Source organism: Phreatobacter sp., assembly GCF_016793595.1.
Classification (GTDB): domain Bacteria; phylum Pseudomonadota; class Alphaproteobacteria; order Rhizobiales; family Phreatobacteraceae; genus Phreatobacter.
In genome coordinates, this window is record NZ_JAEULY010000004.1 from 38,317 (window position 1) to 53,059 (window position 14,743).

Annotated in this window: 19 protein-coding genes; 9 read left to right on the top strand and 10 right to left on the bottom strand. The window is 67.2% G+C overall.

Features of this window, described 5'->3' with window-relative positions:
- Positions 1-183: 183 nt before the first annotated feature.
- Positions 184-2,154: a threonine--tRNA ligase gene (thrS, locus tag JNK84_RS04200; protein WP_293420885.1), complete on the bottom strand. Its 1,971-nt coding sequence runs from the start codon at positions 2,152-2,154 to the stop codon at positions 184-186.
- A gap of 195 nt (positions 2,155-2,349) precedes the next feature.
- Here thrS and JNK84_RS04205 point away from each other — a divergent pair, with 195 nt between their 5' ends.
- On the top strand, positions 2,350-3,027 hold the full coding sequence (locus tag JNK84_RS04205; protein ID WP_293420887.1) for a hypothetical protein: 678 nt from the start codon (positions 2,350-2,352) through the stop codon (positions 3,025-3,027).
- Here the strand turns inward: JNK84_RS04205 and yidD are convergent.
- The gene (gene yidD, locus JNK84_RS04210) at positions 3,005-3,388 is read right to left on the bottom strand and encodes a membrane protein insertion efficiency factor YidD (RefSeq protein ID WP_293420889.1); all 384 of its coding nucleotides are present in this window, start codon (positions 3,386-3,388) and stop codon (positions 3,005-3,007) included. The genes JNK84_RS04205 and yidD overlap by 23 nt on opposite strands.
- The gene (locus tag JNK84_RS04215) at positions 3,385-3,834 is read right to left on the bottom strand and encodes an iron-sulfur cluster assembly scaffold protein (RefSeq protein ID WP_293420891.1); all 450 of its coding nucleotides are present in this window, start codon (positions 3,832-3,834) and stop codon (positions 3,385-3,387) included. Before JNK84_RS04215 ends, yidD begins: the two co-directional genes overlap by 4 nt.
- A 240-nt stretch (positions 3,835-4,074) precedes the next feature.
- Here JNK84_RS04215 and folE point away from each other — a divergent pair, with 240 nt between their 5' ends.
- Positions 4,075-4,704 carry a GTP cyclohydrolase I FolE gene (gene folE / locus JNK84_RS04220; protein WP_293420893.1) on the top strand — a complete coding sequence of 210 codons (630 nt, stop codon included), beginning with the start codon at positions 4,075-4,077 and terminating at the stop codon, positions 4,702-4,704.
- 66 nt (positions 4,705-4,770) lie between these two features.
- Here folE and JNK84_RS04225 read toward each other — a convergent pair whose 3' ends face one another.
- Complete coding sequence (locus tag JNK84_RS04225; RefSeq protein WP_293420895.1) at positions 4,771-5,469, bottom strand: metal-dependent hydrolase; 699 nt, start codon at positions 5,467-5,469, stop codon at positions 4,771-4,773.
- 96 nt (positions 5,470-5,565) lie between these two features.
- Here JNK84_RS04225 and ruvX point away from each other — a divergent pair, with 96 nt between their 5' ends.
- Positions 5,566-6,045, top strand: coding sequence for a Holliday junction resolvase RuvX (ruvX, locus tag JNK84_RS04230; RefSeq protein WP_293420897.1), 480 nt, complete (start codon positions 5,566-5,568; stop codon positions 6,043-6,045).
- A 42-nt stretch (positions 6,046-6,087) separates the two neighbouring features.
- Here ruvX and JNK84_RS04235 read toward each other — a convergent pair whose 3' ends face one another.
- Positions 6,088-7,014: a bifunctional helix-turn-helix transcriptional regulator/GNAT family N-acetyltransferase gene (locus tag JNK84_RS04235; RefSeq protein ID WP_293420899.1), complete on the bottom strand. Its 927-nt coding sequence runs from the start codon at positions 7,012-7,014 to the stop codon at positions 6,088-6,090.
- A gap of 51 nt (positions 7,015-7,065) precedes the next feature.
- On the bottom strand, positions 7,066-7,308 hold the full coding sequence (locus JNK84_RS04240; protein WP_293420901.1) for a FliM/FliN family flagellar motor switch protein: 243 nt from the start codon (positions 7,306-7,308) through the stop codon (positions 7,066-7,068).
- A gap of 94 nt (positions 7,309-7,402) precedes the next feature.
- On the opposite strand from JNK84_RS04240, the gene lipB reads away from it, so the two are divergent.
- From lipB to JNK84_RS04260, 4 genes are all read left to right on the top strand, one after another.
- The gene (lipB, locus tag JNK84_RS04245; RefSeq protein ID WP_293420903.1) at positions 7,403-8,071 is read left to right on the top strand and encodes a lipoyl(octanoyl) transferase LipB; all 669 of its coding nucleotides are present in this window, start codon (positions 7,403-7,405) and stop codon (positions 8,069-8,071) included.
- 18 nt (positions 8,072-8,089) lie between these two features.
- Positions 8,090-8,659: a DinB family protein gene (locus tag JNK84_RS04250; protein ID WP_293420905.1), complete on the top strand. Its 570-nt coding sequence runs from the start codon at positions 8,090-8,092 to the stop codon at positions 8,657-8,659.
- An 82-nt stretch (positions 8,660-8,741) separates the two neighbouring features.
- The gene (locus JNK84_RS04255; RefSeq protein ID WP_293420907.1) at positions 8,742-8,996 is read left to right on the top strand and encodes a FitA-like ribbon-helix-helix domain-containing protein; all 255 of its coding nucleotides are present in this window, start codon (positions 8,742-8,744) and stop codon (positions 8,994-8,996) included.
- Positions 8,993-9,415 carry a type II toxin-antitoxin system VapC family toxin gene (locus JNK84_RS04260; RefSeq protein WP_293420909.1) on the top strand — a complete coding sequence of 141 codons (423 nt, stop codon included), beginning with the start codon at positions 8,993-8,995 and terminating at the stop codon, positions 9,413-9,415. Before JNK84_RS04255 ends, JNK84_RS04260 begins: the two co-directional genes overlap by 4 nt.
- 27 nt (positions 9,416-9,442) lie before the next feature.
- On the opposite strand, the gene JNK84_RS04265 is transcribed toward JNK84_RS04260, so the two are convergent.
- From JNK84_RS04265 to JNK84_RS04275, 3 genes are read right to left on the bottom strand one after another with little or no spacing between them, the layout of a single operon-like run.
- On the bottom strand, positions 9,443-9,739 hold the full coding sequence (locus JNK84_RS04265) for an acylphosphatase (protein ID WP_293420911.1): 297 nt from the start codon (positions 9,737-9,739) through the stop codon (positions 9,443-9,445).
- Positions 9,727-10,968 carry an SAM-dependent methyltransferase gene (locus JNK84_RS04270; protein ID WP_293420913.1) on the bottom strand — a complete coding sequence of 414 codons (1,242 nt, stop codon included), beginning with the start codon at positions 10,966-10,968 and terminating at the stop codon, positions 9,727-9,729. The genes JNK84_RS04265 and JNK84_RS04270 overlap by 13 nt, the downstream gene beginning before the upstream one ends.
- Before the next feature lie 34 nt (positions 10,969-11,002).
- The gene (locus JNK84_RS04275) at positions 11,003-11,272 is read right to left on the bottom strand and encodes a gamma-glutamylcyclotransferase (RefSeq protein ID WP_293420915.1); all 270 of its coding nucleotides are present in this window, start codon (positions 11,270-11,272) and stop codon (positions 11,003-11,005) included.
- A gap of 57 nt (positions 11,273-11,329) precedes the next feature.
- Between JNK84_RS04275 and JNK84_RS04280 the strand changes: the two genes are divergently transcribed.
- A complete protein-coding gene (locus JNK84_RS04280) occupies positions 11,330-13,039 on the top strand; it encodes an IlvD/Edd family dehydratase (protein WP_293420917.1) in 1,710 nt (569 codons plus the stop codon).
- Between the two features lie 340 nt (positions 13,040-13,379).
- Positions 13,380-14,306 (top strand): AEC family transporter, encoded by a 927-nt coding sequence (locus JNK84_RS04285; protein WP_293420919.1) that lies wholly within the window; start codon positions 13,380-13,382, stop codon positions 14,304-14,306.
- Positions 14,307-14,359: 53 nt separating this feature from the next.
- On the opposite strand, the gene JNK84_RS04290 is transcribed toward JNK84_RS04285, so the two are convergent.
- Positions 14,360-14,737: a hypothetical protein gene (locus JNK84_RS04290; RefSeq protein WP_293420921.1), complete on the bottom strand. Its 378-nt coding sequence runs from the start codon at positions 14,735-14,737 to the stop codon at positions 14,360-14,362.
- Positions 14,738-14,743 lie beyond the last annotated feature (6 nt).

Consider the following 14,743-nt stretch of genomic DNA (forward strand, 5'->3'; position numbering starts at 1 on the left):
CCCGGGCGGATCGTCGCCCGTGAAAGCTGCAAGCGGGTGGCCCTCGCCGTCTTCAGCCTTTCAGATGATGACGGGCAGCGGCCGCGGCCGCCGCGCCGTTCCGCGCGACCGGATCGCGCATGGCAGGCGGGGACCGGCCATTCGCCGGTCCCATTGCTTCTCGTCCATCCCGAATGGCGCCGGTCAGCCCGCCGCCAGCTTCCGCCGGACATCGGGCGGCGTCGCCTCGTCGGCGAGCTTCGCCACGAGGTCGTCGAGGCCGATCACCTCCTGCGCCTGGCTGCCGAGGCGACGCACCGAGACGGTGCGTTCGGCGGCCTCCTTCTTGCCGACCGCGAGGATGACCGGGATCTTCTGCAGCGAGTGCTCGCGCACCTTGTAGGAGATCTTCTCGTTCCTGATGTCGGCGTCGGCCTTCAGCCCGGCCTTCTTGCAGGCAGCGAGCACTTCCAGCGCATAATCGTCGGCCTCCGAGGTGATCGGGCAGACCATGACCTGTTTCGGCGCGAACCAGAACGGGAAATTGCCGGCATAATTCTCGATCAGAATGCCTATGAAGCGCTCCATCGAACCGCAGATGGCGCGGTGGACCATGACCGGCGGGGTCTTCTCGCCGCTGGCGTCGATGTAGAAGGCGCCGAATCGCTCCGGCAGGTTGAAGTCGACCTGCGTGGTGCCGCACTGCCAGTCGCGGCCGATGGCGTCGCGCAGCACGTACTCGAATTTCGGCCCGTAGAACGCGCCCTCGCCCGGATTGATGGCGGTCTTGATCCGTCCGCCGGACTGATCGGCGATGGTCTTCAGCACCTTCTCCATGACGGCTTCGGCGCGGTCCCATAGCGCATCCGCGCCGACGCGCTTTTCCGGCCGGGTCGAGAGCTTCACCACGATCTCGTCGAAGCCGAAATCGGCATAGGTGGTCAGGATCAGGTCGTTGATGCGGATGCACTCCGCCTCAAGCTGCTCGTCGGTGCAGAAGACATGGGCGTCGTCCTGGGTGAAGCCGCGCACGCGCATCAGCCCGTGAAGCGCGCCCGAGGGCTCGTAGCGATGGACGACGCCGAATTCGGCGAGCTTCATCGGCAGGTCGCGATAGCTCTTCAGGCCGTGCTTGAAGATCTGCACGTGCCCCGGGCAGTTCATCGGCTTGATGGCGAACCAGCGCTTGTCCTCGGCCTCGTCGCCGGCCGAGATCGCCGCGAACATGTTCTCCTTGTACCAACCCCAGTGACCGGACGTCTCCCACAGCGACTTGTCCAGAAGCTGCGGGGCGTTGACCTCGTCATAGCCGTGCTCGGCGAGGCGGCGGCGCATATAGGCGACGAGGGTCTGGAACATCGACCAGCCCTTGGGGTGCCAGAACACGACGCCCGGCCCCTCCTCCTGGAAATGGAACAGGTCCATCTCGCGGCCGAGCCGGCGATGGTCGCGCTTCTCAGCCTCCTCCAGCATGTGGAGATAGGCTTTCAGCTCCTCGTCGGTCCGGAAGGCGGTGGCGTAGATGCGGGTCAGCATCGGCTTGCTGGAATCGCCGCGCCAGTAGGCACCGGCCACCTTCATCAGCTTGAAGGAATTGCCGATCTGGCCGGTCGAGGCCATGTGCGGGCCACGGCAGAGGTCGAACCAGCCGCCCTGGTCGTAGAGCTTGATGTCCTGACCGGCGGGGATCGCCTCGACCAGCTCGACTTTGAAATTCTCGCCCTTGTCGCGGAAGATGTGCGCCGCCTCGTCGCGCGAGACGACGCGCTTGGTGAAGGGCTTGTTGGCCGCGATGATCCGGCGCATCTCGGCCTCGATCGCCGCGAAGTCCTCGGGCGTGAACGGCTCGTTGCGGAAAAAGTCGTAATAGAAGCCGTTCTCGATCACCGGACCGATGGTGACCTGCGTGCCCGGCCAGAGCTTCTGCACGGCCTCGGCCATGACATGGGCCGCGTCGTGGCGGATCAGTTCCAGCGCCTCGGGGCTTTCGCGGGTGACGAATTCGATGCGCGCGTCGGCCGCGATCGGATCGGAAAGGTCCGCAACGACGCCGTCGAGCTTCACGGCGATGGACTTCTTGGCAAGGGAGGGGGCGATGGCCTTGGCAACGTCGAGCCCGGTCACACCGGAATCGTAGGAACGCTGGGCGCCATCAGGGAAGGTCAGGACAGGCATTTTTCTCTCCGCTCACTCCTGCCGACAAAGCAGGTAAGGGGTGGGTTCGGGCTTGGATGCGCGTTCCCCGGGAGTTGCCGACACGAGCCAGCATCCGGTCGGGAAACACGGCAGGAAATAGCCGAGGGCGGCATCAGGAGCAATGCACTGGCGAAGGCGGATGCGGTGCGACGGTCGCTGCGTTAGGTTCGGCCGATGCGGACCCTGGTTCTCCTGTTCGGCCTGCTCGCCTGCCCGGCCGGCGCGGCGCAGGCCCAGTCCACACCGCCCGCCGCCGCGCAGGCGATGACGCCGATGACCTTCGCGCTGGTGACCGGCGCGCCGGATTCCTGCGGCCCCGGCTGCGCGCAGTGGATCGTCGCGGAGGGCGTGATCCTGCCCGGATCGGTCGTCGCCTTCGACGAGTTCGCGCGGCAGCTCAGGGGCGCCCGCCCGCCGCTCGTGATCCATTCGCCGGGCGGCATCCTCGACGTCACGCTGGCGCTGGGGCGGATCGTCCGGCGGGCCGGCCTCGACACCATTGTCGCGCGCACCGACCGCTCCGGAGAGACGCCGGCACTGGCGCTCGACGGCGAGTGTTTCGGGGCCTGCTTCTACCTGCTCGCGGCCGGGCGCGGGCGCAGCGCCGCTCCCGGCGCGGTCATCTCGATCAGCCCGGTCGATTTCCGTCACCCGGCCGGCGGCGAACTGCCGGAAGCGCTGCGCGCGCGCCTCATCACCGCAACGCTGGAGAGGGTCCGCGCCTATCTGTCTGAAATGGGCATCGACCCCGCGCTCGCGCTTTATCTCGACGGCGAGCGCTACGAGCCCTTCTATCCGGCGCGCGGCCTCCTGGAGACCTACGGCCTGATCACCCGCGATCCGTCGAACTAGGAGCAGTCACGGCCTCGCAGACCGGGCCGCCCCGCCGCCAGCGCCAGTTGCCGTAGCGCCAGGGGCGGAGCCAGCCTGCGCCCGGAGGCAAGCCCGATGGCGGATTGTCGATGCCCGAGGTGCCGTAGGGGTGGCAGCGGCACAGGCGCGCCAGTCCCATCCAGCCGCCGGCCCAGAGACCATGGCGCATCACCGCCTCGTCCATATAGGCCGAGCATGTCGGCAGATGCCGACACCAGCGGCCGACGAGCATGGAGATCGAGAGCTGATAGGCCCGGATCAGGCCGTGACCGGCAAGGCGCGGCCAGCGCGACGGGCGGCGGTCGGCGAACAGGCTGTCGAGATCGTCCGCGCGGCTCATTCCGCCGCGGCGGCCGTGCGGGCGGCCTCGATCCGTCCGATGGCGTCGACCACGGCGTCGAAGGTCAGCAGCGTCGAGGCGTGGCGGGCCTTGTAGTCGCGCACCGGTTCCAGCACGGCGATATCGGCCCAGCGGCCATCCGGCGGCGGGCCGTTCTCCTTGAGCATCCGGCGCACGGTGTCGCGCAGGGCGCGCAATTCGCCGGCGGTCGCCCCCACCACATGGCGCGCCATGATCGAGGAGGAGGCCTGCCCCAGCGCGCAGGCCTTCACGTCATGGGCGAAGTCGGTCACCGCATCGCCCTTCATCGCGAGATCGACCGTCACGGTCGACCCGCAGAGCTTGGAATGGGCCGTGGCGCTCGCATCCGGCTTGGCCAGCCGGCCGAGCCGCGGAATGTCCGCCGCCAGTTCAAGGATGCGCCGGTTGTAGATGTCGTCGATCAAGGCCGAGGTCTCCGCGCCCAAGATGAACAGCCGTTCATGACGCGTTCACATGCCAGCATCATATATGCCTCGCAGGCAGGCATTAAAGCCCGGCGGCAGTCCGGGCAGGTCAGCGATCGGAGGCCGATTGGACAGCTCCGGACGAGGGCAATTTGTCGCACCCCCTCAAGGTGCCTTTTGCGCGTCCGAAACGTTCTGGCCTTCGTATCCGGAAACGTCCCTCATCGGAGTATCAGTGCCATGGATGCCGTCGTTAAGACCCTTCCCCTCCCGAAGGGCGCGGAGGCTCTGCGTCATCGCCGCCCCAGCCGCGAGGAAGCCGAGGCGGCAGTCCGCACCCTGATCGAATGGGTCGGCGACAATCCCGATCGCGAAGGTCTTCTCGACACGCCGCGCCGCATGGTGAAGGCGTGGGAGGATCTGTTCCGCGGCTATGGCCAGTCGGCCGCCAAGGAACTCGGCACCGTCTTCGAGGAAGTCGGCGGCTATGGCGACGTGGTCCTGGTGCGGGACATCCCGTTCTTCTCGCATTGCGAGCATCACATCGTGCCGATCATGGGCCGCGCCCATATCGCCTATTACCCGCGCGAGGGCGTGGTCGGCCTCTCCAAGCTCGCCAAGGTCGTCGACATCTATGCCCGCCGCCTGCAGACGCAGGAGAACATGACGGCCGAGATCGTCAATGCGGTGGAGGAGAACCTTCAGCCGCGCGGCCTCGCCGTGCTGGTCGAGGCCGAGCATATGTGCATGTCGATGCGCGGCGTTCAGAAGCAGGGCGTCTCCACCATCACCACTGGCTTCACCGGCCTGTTCAAGAACGATGCCTCGGAACAGGCGCGCTTCATGCAGATGATCCGCGGCTTCCGCTGACGCGAGACGCCATTTCGCCCAGCCCCTCAGCGCCCGCCTTTCCGGCGGGCGCTGTCGCTTGCGGCCTCAGAGCGCGACGCTTTCGCCCGGCTTCGGCACCGCCACCCTGGTCTTGCCGCCGCCCATGGCGCCGACGAACTTGTCGGCGGTCTGGTCGATGATCGGGAACGTGCCGTAGTGGCAGGGGATCGCCGTCTCGAACTGAAAGAACTTGCGGCAGGCGAAGGCCGCGGCATCCCCGCCCATGGTGAAGCGGTCGCCGATCGGCACGAGGCCGATGGACGGCTTGTGCCACTCCGCGATCAGCGCCATGTCGGCCATCATGTCGGTGTCGCCCATGGCGTAGATGTTCGGGCCACCTTTCACCTTGATGACGAGGCCGTTGGGATTGCCGAGCGCGTCGCTGACGCCGTCGTGGAAATCGGCGGAGGAATGCAGCGCGTTGGTCAGCGACACCGTGAAGTCGCCCTGATCCGTCGTGCCGCCGGTATTCATCGGGTCGAAAGCCTTCAGGCCCTTGTGCGCCAGCGCCATGCACAGGTCGAAATTGGTCACGACCTTGGCGCCGGTCTCCGCCGCGATCGCCAGCGTGTCGCCGACATGGTCGGAATGGCCGTGGGTCAGGAGGATATGCGTCGCGTCGGCGATGGCCGCCGTCCGCTCGCCCTTGAACGAGGGATTGCCGGTCAGGAAGGGATCGATCACCACGACGGACTTGGCAAAATCGAGCCGGAAGGCCGAATGGCCGAACCAGGTGAGCTTCATGGCGACTTCTCCTGCATGTGGGGATGTGGGCGTGACCGAACCCGAGTATAGGCTCCGGGGTGATACCCTCAATGTGACGCAGGGACTTTTCCGCTCATGGCAGTCATCGACCTGGCCGATCTGCGCGGCGCGGTGGCGACCGGCCAGCGCCTGATCGGTATCGATCTCGGCACCAAGACCATCGGCCTCGCCTTGTCGGACGTGATGTGGACCATCGCCACGCCGCTCGAGACGATCAGGCGGGTGAAGTTCACGCCGGACGTCGAGGCCATGCTGGCACTGGCCGGGCAGCACGGCGCCGGCGCGCTCGTCATCGGCCTGCCGAAGAATCTCGACGGCACCGAGGGGCCACGCGCCCAGTCGACCCGTGCCTTCGTGCGCAATCTCGTGCCGAAGACCGGTCTGCCCATCGTGTTCTGGGACGAACGGCTGTCGACCGCGGCCGTCACCCGCACCCTGCTGGAGGCCGATGCCTCACGCGCCCGACGCGCCGAGCTGGTCGACAAGATGGCGGCCGCCTACATCCTGCAGGGCGCGCTGGATCGGCTCGGCTATGGAGATTTTGGCGCCGAGTAGCAGGCAGCGACCGCCGCTGGCGCCAGCACAATGCGATCCGGTTTAGCTTTTCAGAAGATCCAGTTCCCAGGTCTGCCCGACGAGATCCACGCCGAAGGAATGGTGCTTGTCCTCCGCCGTCAGCACGAAGCCCTCCGCCTGATAGATGCGCCGGGCGCTGGCGAGGATATCGTTGGTCCAGAGCACCATGCGCCGATAGCCGGCCTGCCTCGCGAAGGCGATGCAGTCGGCGACCAGCCGCCGGCCGAGACCAAGGCCGCGCGCGGCCTCATCGACGTAGAGCATCCTGAGCTTGGCGACGCCCTCCCCCGCATCGATGCAGAAGACCGAGCCGACCACCTGCCCGCCGCGCTCGGCGATGAAAGCGCGCTCCCGCTGGGGATCGTGATCTTTGAGAAATTCCGCCCCGATCTCGGCGACCAGCGCCTCGAACGTGTCGTCCCAGCCGAATTCCCCGGCATAGACCCGCGCCTGCCCCGCGATGATCGCGCCCATGTCGCCGGGCCTGTGGCGGCGAACGATCACGTCCTCGCCGCCCTCGGTCATCAGCCGCTCGATCAGTCCCATCGCGCCGACCAACCGGCCGCGATCGGCCTCTCCGAGCCGTTCAAGCACCGCGCCCATCTCGTCCCGCGACGCCCGGTCGTAGGGCGCGAAAGCCGCGCGCCCCGCTTGCGTCAGCCTCAGGATGGACCGGCGGGCGTCATCGACCGACGGCGTGCGCGCCAGCCAGCCGGCCGCCTCGAATTTCTTGAGGATGCGCGAGACATAGCCGGCATCCAGACCGAGCTCGTCGCAGAGCTCGGCCGCCGTCAGCCCCTCGCGGGCGAAGAGCTCGTAGAAGACGCGCGATTCCGTCAGCGACCAGGGCGCGTCGAGATAGCGGCCGAGCAGGCCGATGGCGCGCGTGTAGAAGCGGTTGAAGCCGCGCATGGCGGCGATATCTGGATCATCGGCGGGCAACGGCATGGCTTCACTCCCGATGGGAGGATCACGCCATTGGTTGACGGCGTCAACTATTTACCGCAGTTCGATGGGCCTTGGCAGCATCTCGGTGATCTGCACGCCGATGCGGTTGCCGTTGATGACCACCTGCCCGCGCGCGATCGGCATGTCATTGGCGAGGATTTGCACCTCGTCGTCCTCCGTGGCATCGAGTTCGATCACCGCGCCGCGGGCCATGCGCAACATCTGGTGGATCGGCATTGTGGTTGTGCCGAGGACCACCGAAATATCGAGCGAGACTGTTTCGAGCTGCGCCATGTCACCCATTGCCGATGCACTTTTCCAAGTGCCGACCACCCTGACCAAACATGGTGAACGAGTGGTAAACAACCGTGCCGATTTGGCAGTCTCGATGCTGGCGCCCGCCGACGCGCCGCCGGTCGAGTGGCTGATCAGCAACGCACCCGTCGCCTATGACGAGGCGCTCGCCGCCATGGAGGCGCGCGTCGCGGCGATCTCCAAGGGCACGGCAGCCGAATGCGTCTGGCTGCTGGAACATCCGCCGCTCTACACGGCCGGCACCTCCGCCCGCGACGGCGGCGTGGTCGATGCACGCTTCCCCGTCTTCGAGGCCGGGCGCGGCGGGCAGATGACCTATCACGGACCGGGACAGCGGGTCGCCTATGTCATGCTCGACCTGAACCGGCGCAAGCGCGACCTGCGCGTTTTCGTGGCGGCGCTGGAGGACTGGATCATCGCGACGCTCGCCGGCTTCAACATAAGGGGCGAACGGCGCGAGGACCGCGTCGGCGTCTGGGTGAAGCGCCCCGACAAGGGCGAGGCCCACGAGGACAAGATCGCTGCCATCGGCATCCGCGTGAAGCGCTGGGTGACGCTTCACGGCATCTCGCTCAACGTCGAGCCGGACCTGACCCATTTCGACGGCATCGTGCCCTGCGGCATCGCCGATCCGCGCTACGGGGTCACCAGCCTCGTCGATCTCGGCATACCCGTCACCATGCCAGAGGCTGATGCCATCCTGCGGACGGCCTTCGAGGATCGTTTCGGGCCGACAGTCTAGCAAACGCGAGGAAGCGCCATGCCGGCATCGAGGGTCCAGACCTATCGCGCCATGGCCTACAACAATGCCTGGGCGAACCACCGCCTGCTGACGGCCTGCGAGAAGTTGACGCCGGATGAGTTTGCGGCGACCCGCACGAGCTTCTTCCCCAGCATTGCCGCGACCCTCAACCACAACCTGACCATCGACTGGTTCTATGTCGATGCGCTGGAGGGCGGCGACCTTGGGCCCAGGGCGTGGGCGGTCGAAATCCCTCATCCCCTCGTCGCTGACCTCAAGCGCGAACAGGCCGCCGTGGACCGCCGCCTCCTCGCGGTCTGCGAGGCGCTGACGGACGAGGCTCTCAGCGCGAACGCCCATGTGAACCGGATCAAGCGTGTGCAGCTGGAGCGTCGCGACCGGCTGCTGCTGCACCTCTTCCAGCATCAGGTCCACCACCGCGGGCAGGCCCACGCCATGCTGGCGGGAACGCCGGTCAAGCCGCCGCAGCTCGACGAGTTCTTCTCCATCGGCGAAGCGCCACTACGGGCGGAGGAGTTCCGGGAACTCGGCTGGACGGAGGCGACGGTGTGGGGCCGCACCGGGTAACCAACGTTCGTCAAAGGTTGCGGATTGATAGCATAATTGCTACGTTGATAGCACTGCTATCACTTTACGGGATTCGCCTCTGGTGCCCGCCGTGACCATTCGCAATCTATCCGAAGAGGCGCATCGCGCGCTCAAGGTCCGTGCCGCCCGCCACGGCCGCAGCACGGAAGCGGAAATGCGCACCATTCTGGAAAGCGCCGTTCGGCCCGCGCAGCGGGTCCGCCTGGGCACGGCGCTCTCCCGGCTCAGCCACAAGGCCGGGCTGACCAATGCCGATTTCGAAGGCCTCGACGAGGTGCACGACCGTAAGCCTGCCGCCCCCCTGAGCTTCGGATGATCGTCCTCGACACCAATGTCGTTTCCGAGGCGATGAAGCCGGAACCGAACCCTCGCGTCCAGGCATGGCTCGATGAGCAGGCGGCGGAGACACTCTACCTGTCGAGCGTGACGATCGCGGAACTGCTGTTCGGTATCGGCGCGCTTGCCACCGGCCGCCGCAGGGACAACCTGACTGCGGCACTCGACGGTCTGCTCGACCTCTTCGATGGTCGGATCCTCTCATTCGACCTGTCAGCGGCTCGTCACTATGCCGATCTCGCGGTCAAAGCCCGCAATGCTGGCCAGGGCTTTCCTACGCCCGACGGCTATATCGCGGCGATCGCTGCCTCCCGCGGCTTTGCCGTCGCGACACGCGACACGACCGCCTTCGATGCCGCCGGCTTGGCGGTCATCAATCCATGGATGGTCGCTCGTTGAGGTCCGGCGACGGCGGTGCTCCAACACTCACACCGTCGGCAATATCACCATTTCCCCGGCGCGCACGGCCTTCGTCTCGGCCTCCGCAGCCTCACGCCGGTCGATCCGATCGACCTTCGCGCCTAGCGGCCCGTTCATCGCCTCGCGCACGAGGTCGTCCACTGCCGCGCGCGGCCCGGACATCACCGCCTCCACGGTCTCGTCGGTGCAGTTGCGCACCCAGCCCGCGACGCCGCGCCTCTCCGCCTCGCGGCGGAACCACTGGCGGTAGCCGACGCCCTGCACGATGCCGGCGATGGTGAGATGCTCGCTCACGTCGCCCACGGCAGCACGCCCTCCCGTCCCTTCAGATCGGCCTCGCGCGCCGTGATGAAGTCGCGCGTCACCGGCACGGCGTCGCGCTTTTCGGAGAGGAGGAGCTGGTAGACCATGTTGGAGCCGTGCAGGAAGCCGAGCTCGACGGCGGCGAGATAGAACTCCCACATGCGGGCGAAGCGCTCGCCCTGCATCGCCACGACCTCACCACGCACGGCCTCGAAATTCTCGCGCCAGGCCTTGATGGTCCAGTAGTAGTGCAGGCGCAGCACCTCGCAGTCGTCCACCCACAGGCCGCAGCGCTCGGTGGAAGCGAAGACCTCCGACAGCGCTGGCACATAACCGCCGGGAAAGATGTATTTGCGGATGAAGGGCGCGGTCGTGCCGGGCGGCGACATGCGGCCGATGGCGTGGATCATGGCATAGCCGTCCCGCCCGCAGAGCCGCTTCACGGTGGCGAAATAGTCGTCGAAGTGATTGACGCCGACATGTTCCATCATGCCGACCGACACCACGCGGTCGAAGGCGCCGGTCAGCTCGCGATAATCCTTCTCGAAGAAGGTGACGCGGTCGGCGACGCCGGCCTTGCAGACCCGGTCCTTGGAGGCCGCGAGCTGGTCCGGCGAGACGTTGATGGCGGTGACCTTCGCGCCGCAGACGGCGGCGAGATAGGTCGCAAGCCCGCCCCAGCCGGAGCCGATCTCGGCCACCGTCATGCCGGGCTCGATGCCAAGCTTCGCCGCGATGTGCCGCATCTTGGCGACCTGCGCGTCCTTCAGCGCCATGTCCGGCCGCTCGAAGTAGGCGCAGGAATAGCTCATCGTCTCGTCGAGCCAGAGTTCGTAGAAGGCCCGGGGGTGGTCGTAGTGGCTGGAGACATTGGCCGCCGCCTGCCCGACCTTGTTCGACTGGTGCCGCGACTTCAGCGCCCGCCAGACCTTGCGCAGCGCCTGCTGGACGGGGTGCGAGCCGAGCCCGGTGCGGTTCACCGAGAACAGCATCAGGAGGTCGAGGACCTTGCCGCCCTCGATGGTCAGGCGGCCGTCCATATAGGCCTCGGCCGAAGCGAGTTCCGGATTGAAGAACAGGTCGCGCTGCACCTTGGCGTCATGCAGCTTCACGGTCACGTCCGGGCCGTTCTCGCCCGAGCCGAAGCTCTCCTTTGCCCCGTCGTGGTGCAGCACGGTCAGCCGGCCGTTGCGGATGAAGCGCGAGAGAAGGTGACCAAGAATGCTCATGGGGAAAACGCCTCGGACTATTCTCGATGCCGCGTCAGCCGCGAAAACCCTGCCGCCTGAAGCGGTCGAGACCGGCGATATAGCGGTTCGGCAGGTTCCATGCGAGCGCGGAGCCGCGCATCGCCTCGCTAAAGTAGCGCCGGCGCGGCCGGGCGCCCTCCAGAACGCTGCCGCCGTCATAGACGAGGCATGACACCGAGCGGGCTGCCAGCCGCACGCGCACCGTGCGCTTCACATACCAGCCCTCGTCGATGCCCTCGTAGCGGTCGAGCACCGCGCACAGCCCTGCTCTTCCCGCACCCACCTCGCGATTCCCGATCCGCCATGCTTTGGTGCGATTCCAGAATTGGGGAAACGCATCATGGCCAAGAAGCCAAAGGGTCCGACCGGCATGCGCAAGGGGCTGACCGCCTATGGCGATCCCGGCTTCTCGCTGTTCCTGCGCAAGGCTTTCATCAAGGCGGCGGGCTTCTCGGACGATGCACTGGACCGGCCGATCGTCGCCATCACCGACACCTATTCCGACTACAATCCCTGCCACGGCAATGTCCGCACGCTGGTCGAGGCGGTGAAGCGCGGCGTCATGCTGTCGGGCGGCCTGCCCTTCGCCTTCCCGACCGTGTCGATCCACGAGAGCTTCTCCAACCCGACATCGATGTTCCTCAGGAATCTGATGGCCATCGACACCGAGGAGATGATCCGCGCCCAGCCGATGGACGCGGTTGTCATGATCGGCGGCTGCGACAAGACCGTGCCGGCGCAGCTGATGGGCGCGGCTTCCGCCAACGTGCCGGCGATCCAGCTCATCACCGGCCCGATGCTGGTCGGCCACTACAAGGGCGAGATCCTCGGCGCCTGCACCGATTGCCGCCGGCTCTGGGCCATGCACCGCGCCGGCAAGATCGACGAGGCCGAGATCGAGGCCGTCTCCGGTCGCCTCGCGCCCACCGTCGGCACCTGCATGGTCATGGGCACGGCCTCGACCATGGGCTGCCTCACCGAGGCGCTGGGCATGGCCCTGCCGCATACGGGCACCATTCCCGCCACCCATGCCGACCGCGTCCGCGCGGCGGAGGCCTCCGGCCGCGAGGCCGTGAAGCTGGCGAAGTCCGGCCTCAAGCCGACCGACGTGATCACCCAAGGCTCCCTGCGCAACGCCATGGTGGTGCTGCAGGCCATCGGCGGATCCACCAATGCCGTCGTCCACATGGCGGCGCTGGCTGGCCGTCTTGGCCTCAAGTGGGACCTTGAGGAACTCGACCGGATCGGCCGCGACGTGCCGGTCCTCCTCGACCTCAAGCCCGCCGGCTCCAACTACATGGAGCATTTCCACTGGTCGGGTGGCGTGCCGAAACTGCTGAAGGAACTGCGCGGCCATCTCGACCTCGACGCCCCGACCGTCACCGGCGAGCGCATCGGCGACTGGGCCGAGCGCGCCGAGGAGGTGCCGAACCAGACGATCATCCGCCCCCTCGCCCAGCCCTTGAAGAAGACCGGCGCCCATGCTGTTCTGCGCGGCTCGCTCGCCCCCGGCGGTGCGGTGATCAAGGCGGCGGCCGCGACGCCGAAGCTGATGGTCCATACCGGCCGCGCCGTGGTCTTCGAGGATGTCGAGGACATGACCAACCGGATCGACGATCCGAACCTCGACGTCACCGCCGACGACATCCTGGTGATGCGCAATGCCGGGCCGAAGGGCCATCCGGGCATGCCCGAGGCGGGCCTCCTGCCGATCCCGAAGAAGCTGGCGACGCAGGGCGTCACCGACATGATCCGCATTTCCGATGCGCGCATGTCCGGCACCGCCTACGGCACCATCGTCCTGCACGTGACGCCCGAGGCGGCGGAGGGCTCGCCGCTGGCGCTGGTGCGCTCCGGCGACCGGATCACGCTGGACGTTCCCAACCGGCGCGTCGACCTGCTCGTATCGGACGAGGAGCTCGCGGCCCGCCGCAAGGCGTGGAAGAAGCCCGCCCACATGCGCAAGCGCCAGCGCGGCTATCGAAAGCTCTACCTCGACCACGTCACGCAGGCGGACAAGGGCTGCGACTTCGACTTCCTGGAGAAGTAGGCGAGCGGGTATCCAGAAGCTCGATGACTGTATCAGAGCAGCGCGCCTTTCGAGGCTCGCTTCGCTCGCACCTCGGGATGAGGAGGTTGGTGCTCTGCACCAGGGCCAGAAGGGGGAACAGCTAAGCATCACTCGGCCGCCGAGCAATTCTCCACCTCCTCATCCCGAGGTGCGAGAAAGCGAAGCGAACGAGCCTCGAAGGATGCACTTGGCTGATGCAAGTCACCCCGTCGCAGGCCCCTGACACGGAGGCCGGCGCATCGCTCATGCGCCCCACCCAGTTGCGCGCGGAACGATCCCGTGATGGAAGACGCGGGCCCTGCCCCCCGCGACACCGCTCATGTTTCCGATCATCGCCAGCCTGACGCCCGTTTTCCTGATCATCGTGCTCGGCGCGTGGCTGAAAGCCGTGCCGCTGATGGAGGATGCCGGCTGGCGCGGGCTGGAGCGCGCCACCTACTACGTCTTCTTCCCGGCCATGATCATCATGACCATGGCGAAGGCGGACCTGCGCAGCGTGCCGGTCATCGCCATGGGCCTCGCGCTGATCGGCGGCATCCTCGCCATGACCGCGATCCTGATGGCGCTCCGGCCGCTGCTCGCGCGCTCCTTCGGCATGGACGGACCGGCCTTCACCTCGGTCTTCCAGGGCGCGACGCGCTGGAACTCCTTCGTCGCCATCGCCACGGCCGGCGCGCTGTTCGGCCAGATGGGGCTGACGCTCACCGCCATATCCGTCGCGGCGATGATCCCGCTGCTCAACGTGCTGGCCGTTGTGATGCTGCAGCACTATGCGCAGGACAAGCCGATCGTCCTCGGGCCGACCCTCAAGGCCATCGTCACCAATCCGTTCATCTGGTCGTCCGCCATCGGCATCGCGATCAACGCCATCGGCGTGCCCCTGCCGACGATTGCCATGCGCTTCGGCGACATTCTCGGCGCCGCCGCGCTCGGCACCGGCCTGCTGCTGGTCGGTGCGGGGCTGGACGTCCGCGCCGCGCTCAGGCCCCGCGCGCTCACCTGGGTCACGACCGCGCTGAAACTCCTGCTCATGCCCGCCATGGCCGCCGGCATCGCCCTGGCCCTTGGCGTCGGCGGCGTGCCGCTGCAGGTCGCGATCCTCAGCGCCGGCATGCCGACCGCCTCCGGCTCCTACATCCTCGCCCGGCAGATGGGCGGCGACGCGCCACTGATGGCGGAAATCCTGACGGTCCAGACCTTGATCGCGGTCGTTACCATCCCGCTGATCCTCGCCCTCGCCGCATAGAAAAAGGCGCGGTCCCTGCGGACCGCGCCCTTCATGCTCAAAACCGCGCCGCCTTAGCGGAACGTGTGCGGATAGCGCTCGTCGGCGCGCACGCGCGGGTGGCGCACGCGCGGCGGCGCCTCGTAGTAGTAGGCCGGGCGCTCGTAATAGGTCGGACGCTCGTAATAGGACGGGCGCTCGTAATAGCCGTAGCGCGGCCGCGGCGCGTAATAGCCGTCGTCGTAATAGTAGGCGCGGCGGTTCTGGTCGGCGGCGATGGCCGCAGCGCCGAGGCCGAGCACGCCGAGCGCGATGCCCGCGCCGATCGCGGCGCCCCGGTCCCCATGGTAGTGGCGGCGGTAATACTGCGCCTCGGCGGGAGCCGCGGCCGCGGCAACGCCGGCGGCGACGACAATGGCGGCCACGGTGGCCTTGAGCTTGTTGGAAAGCATGACGAT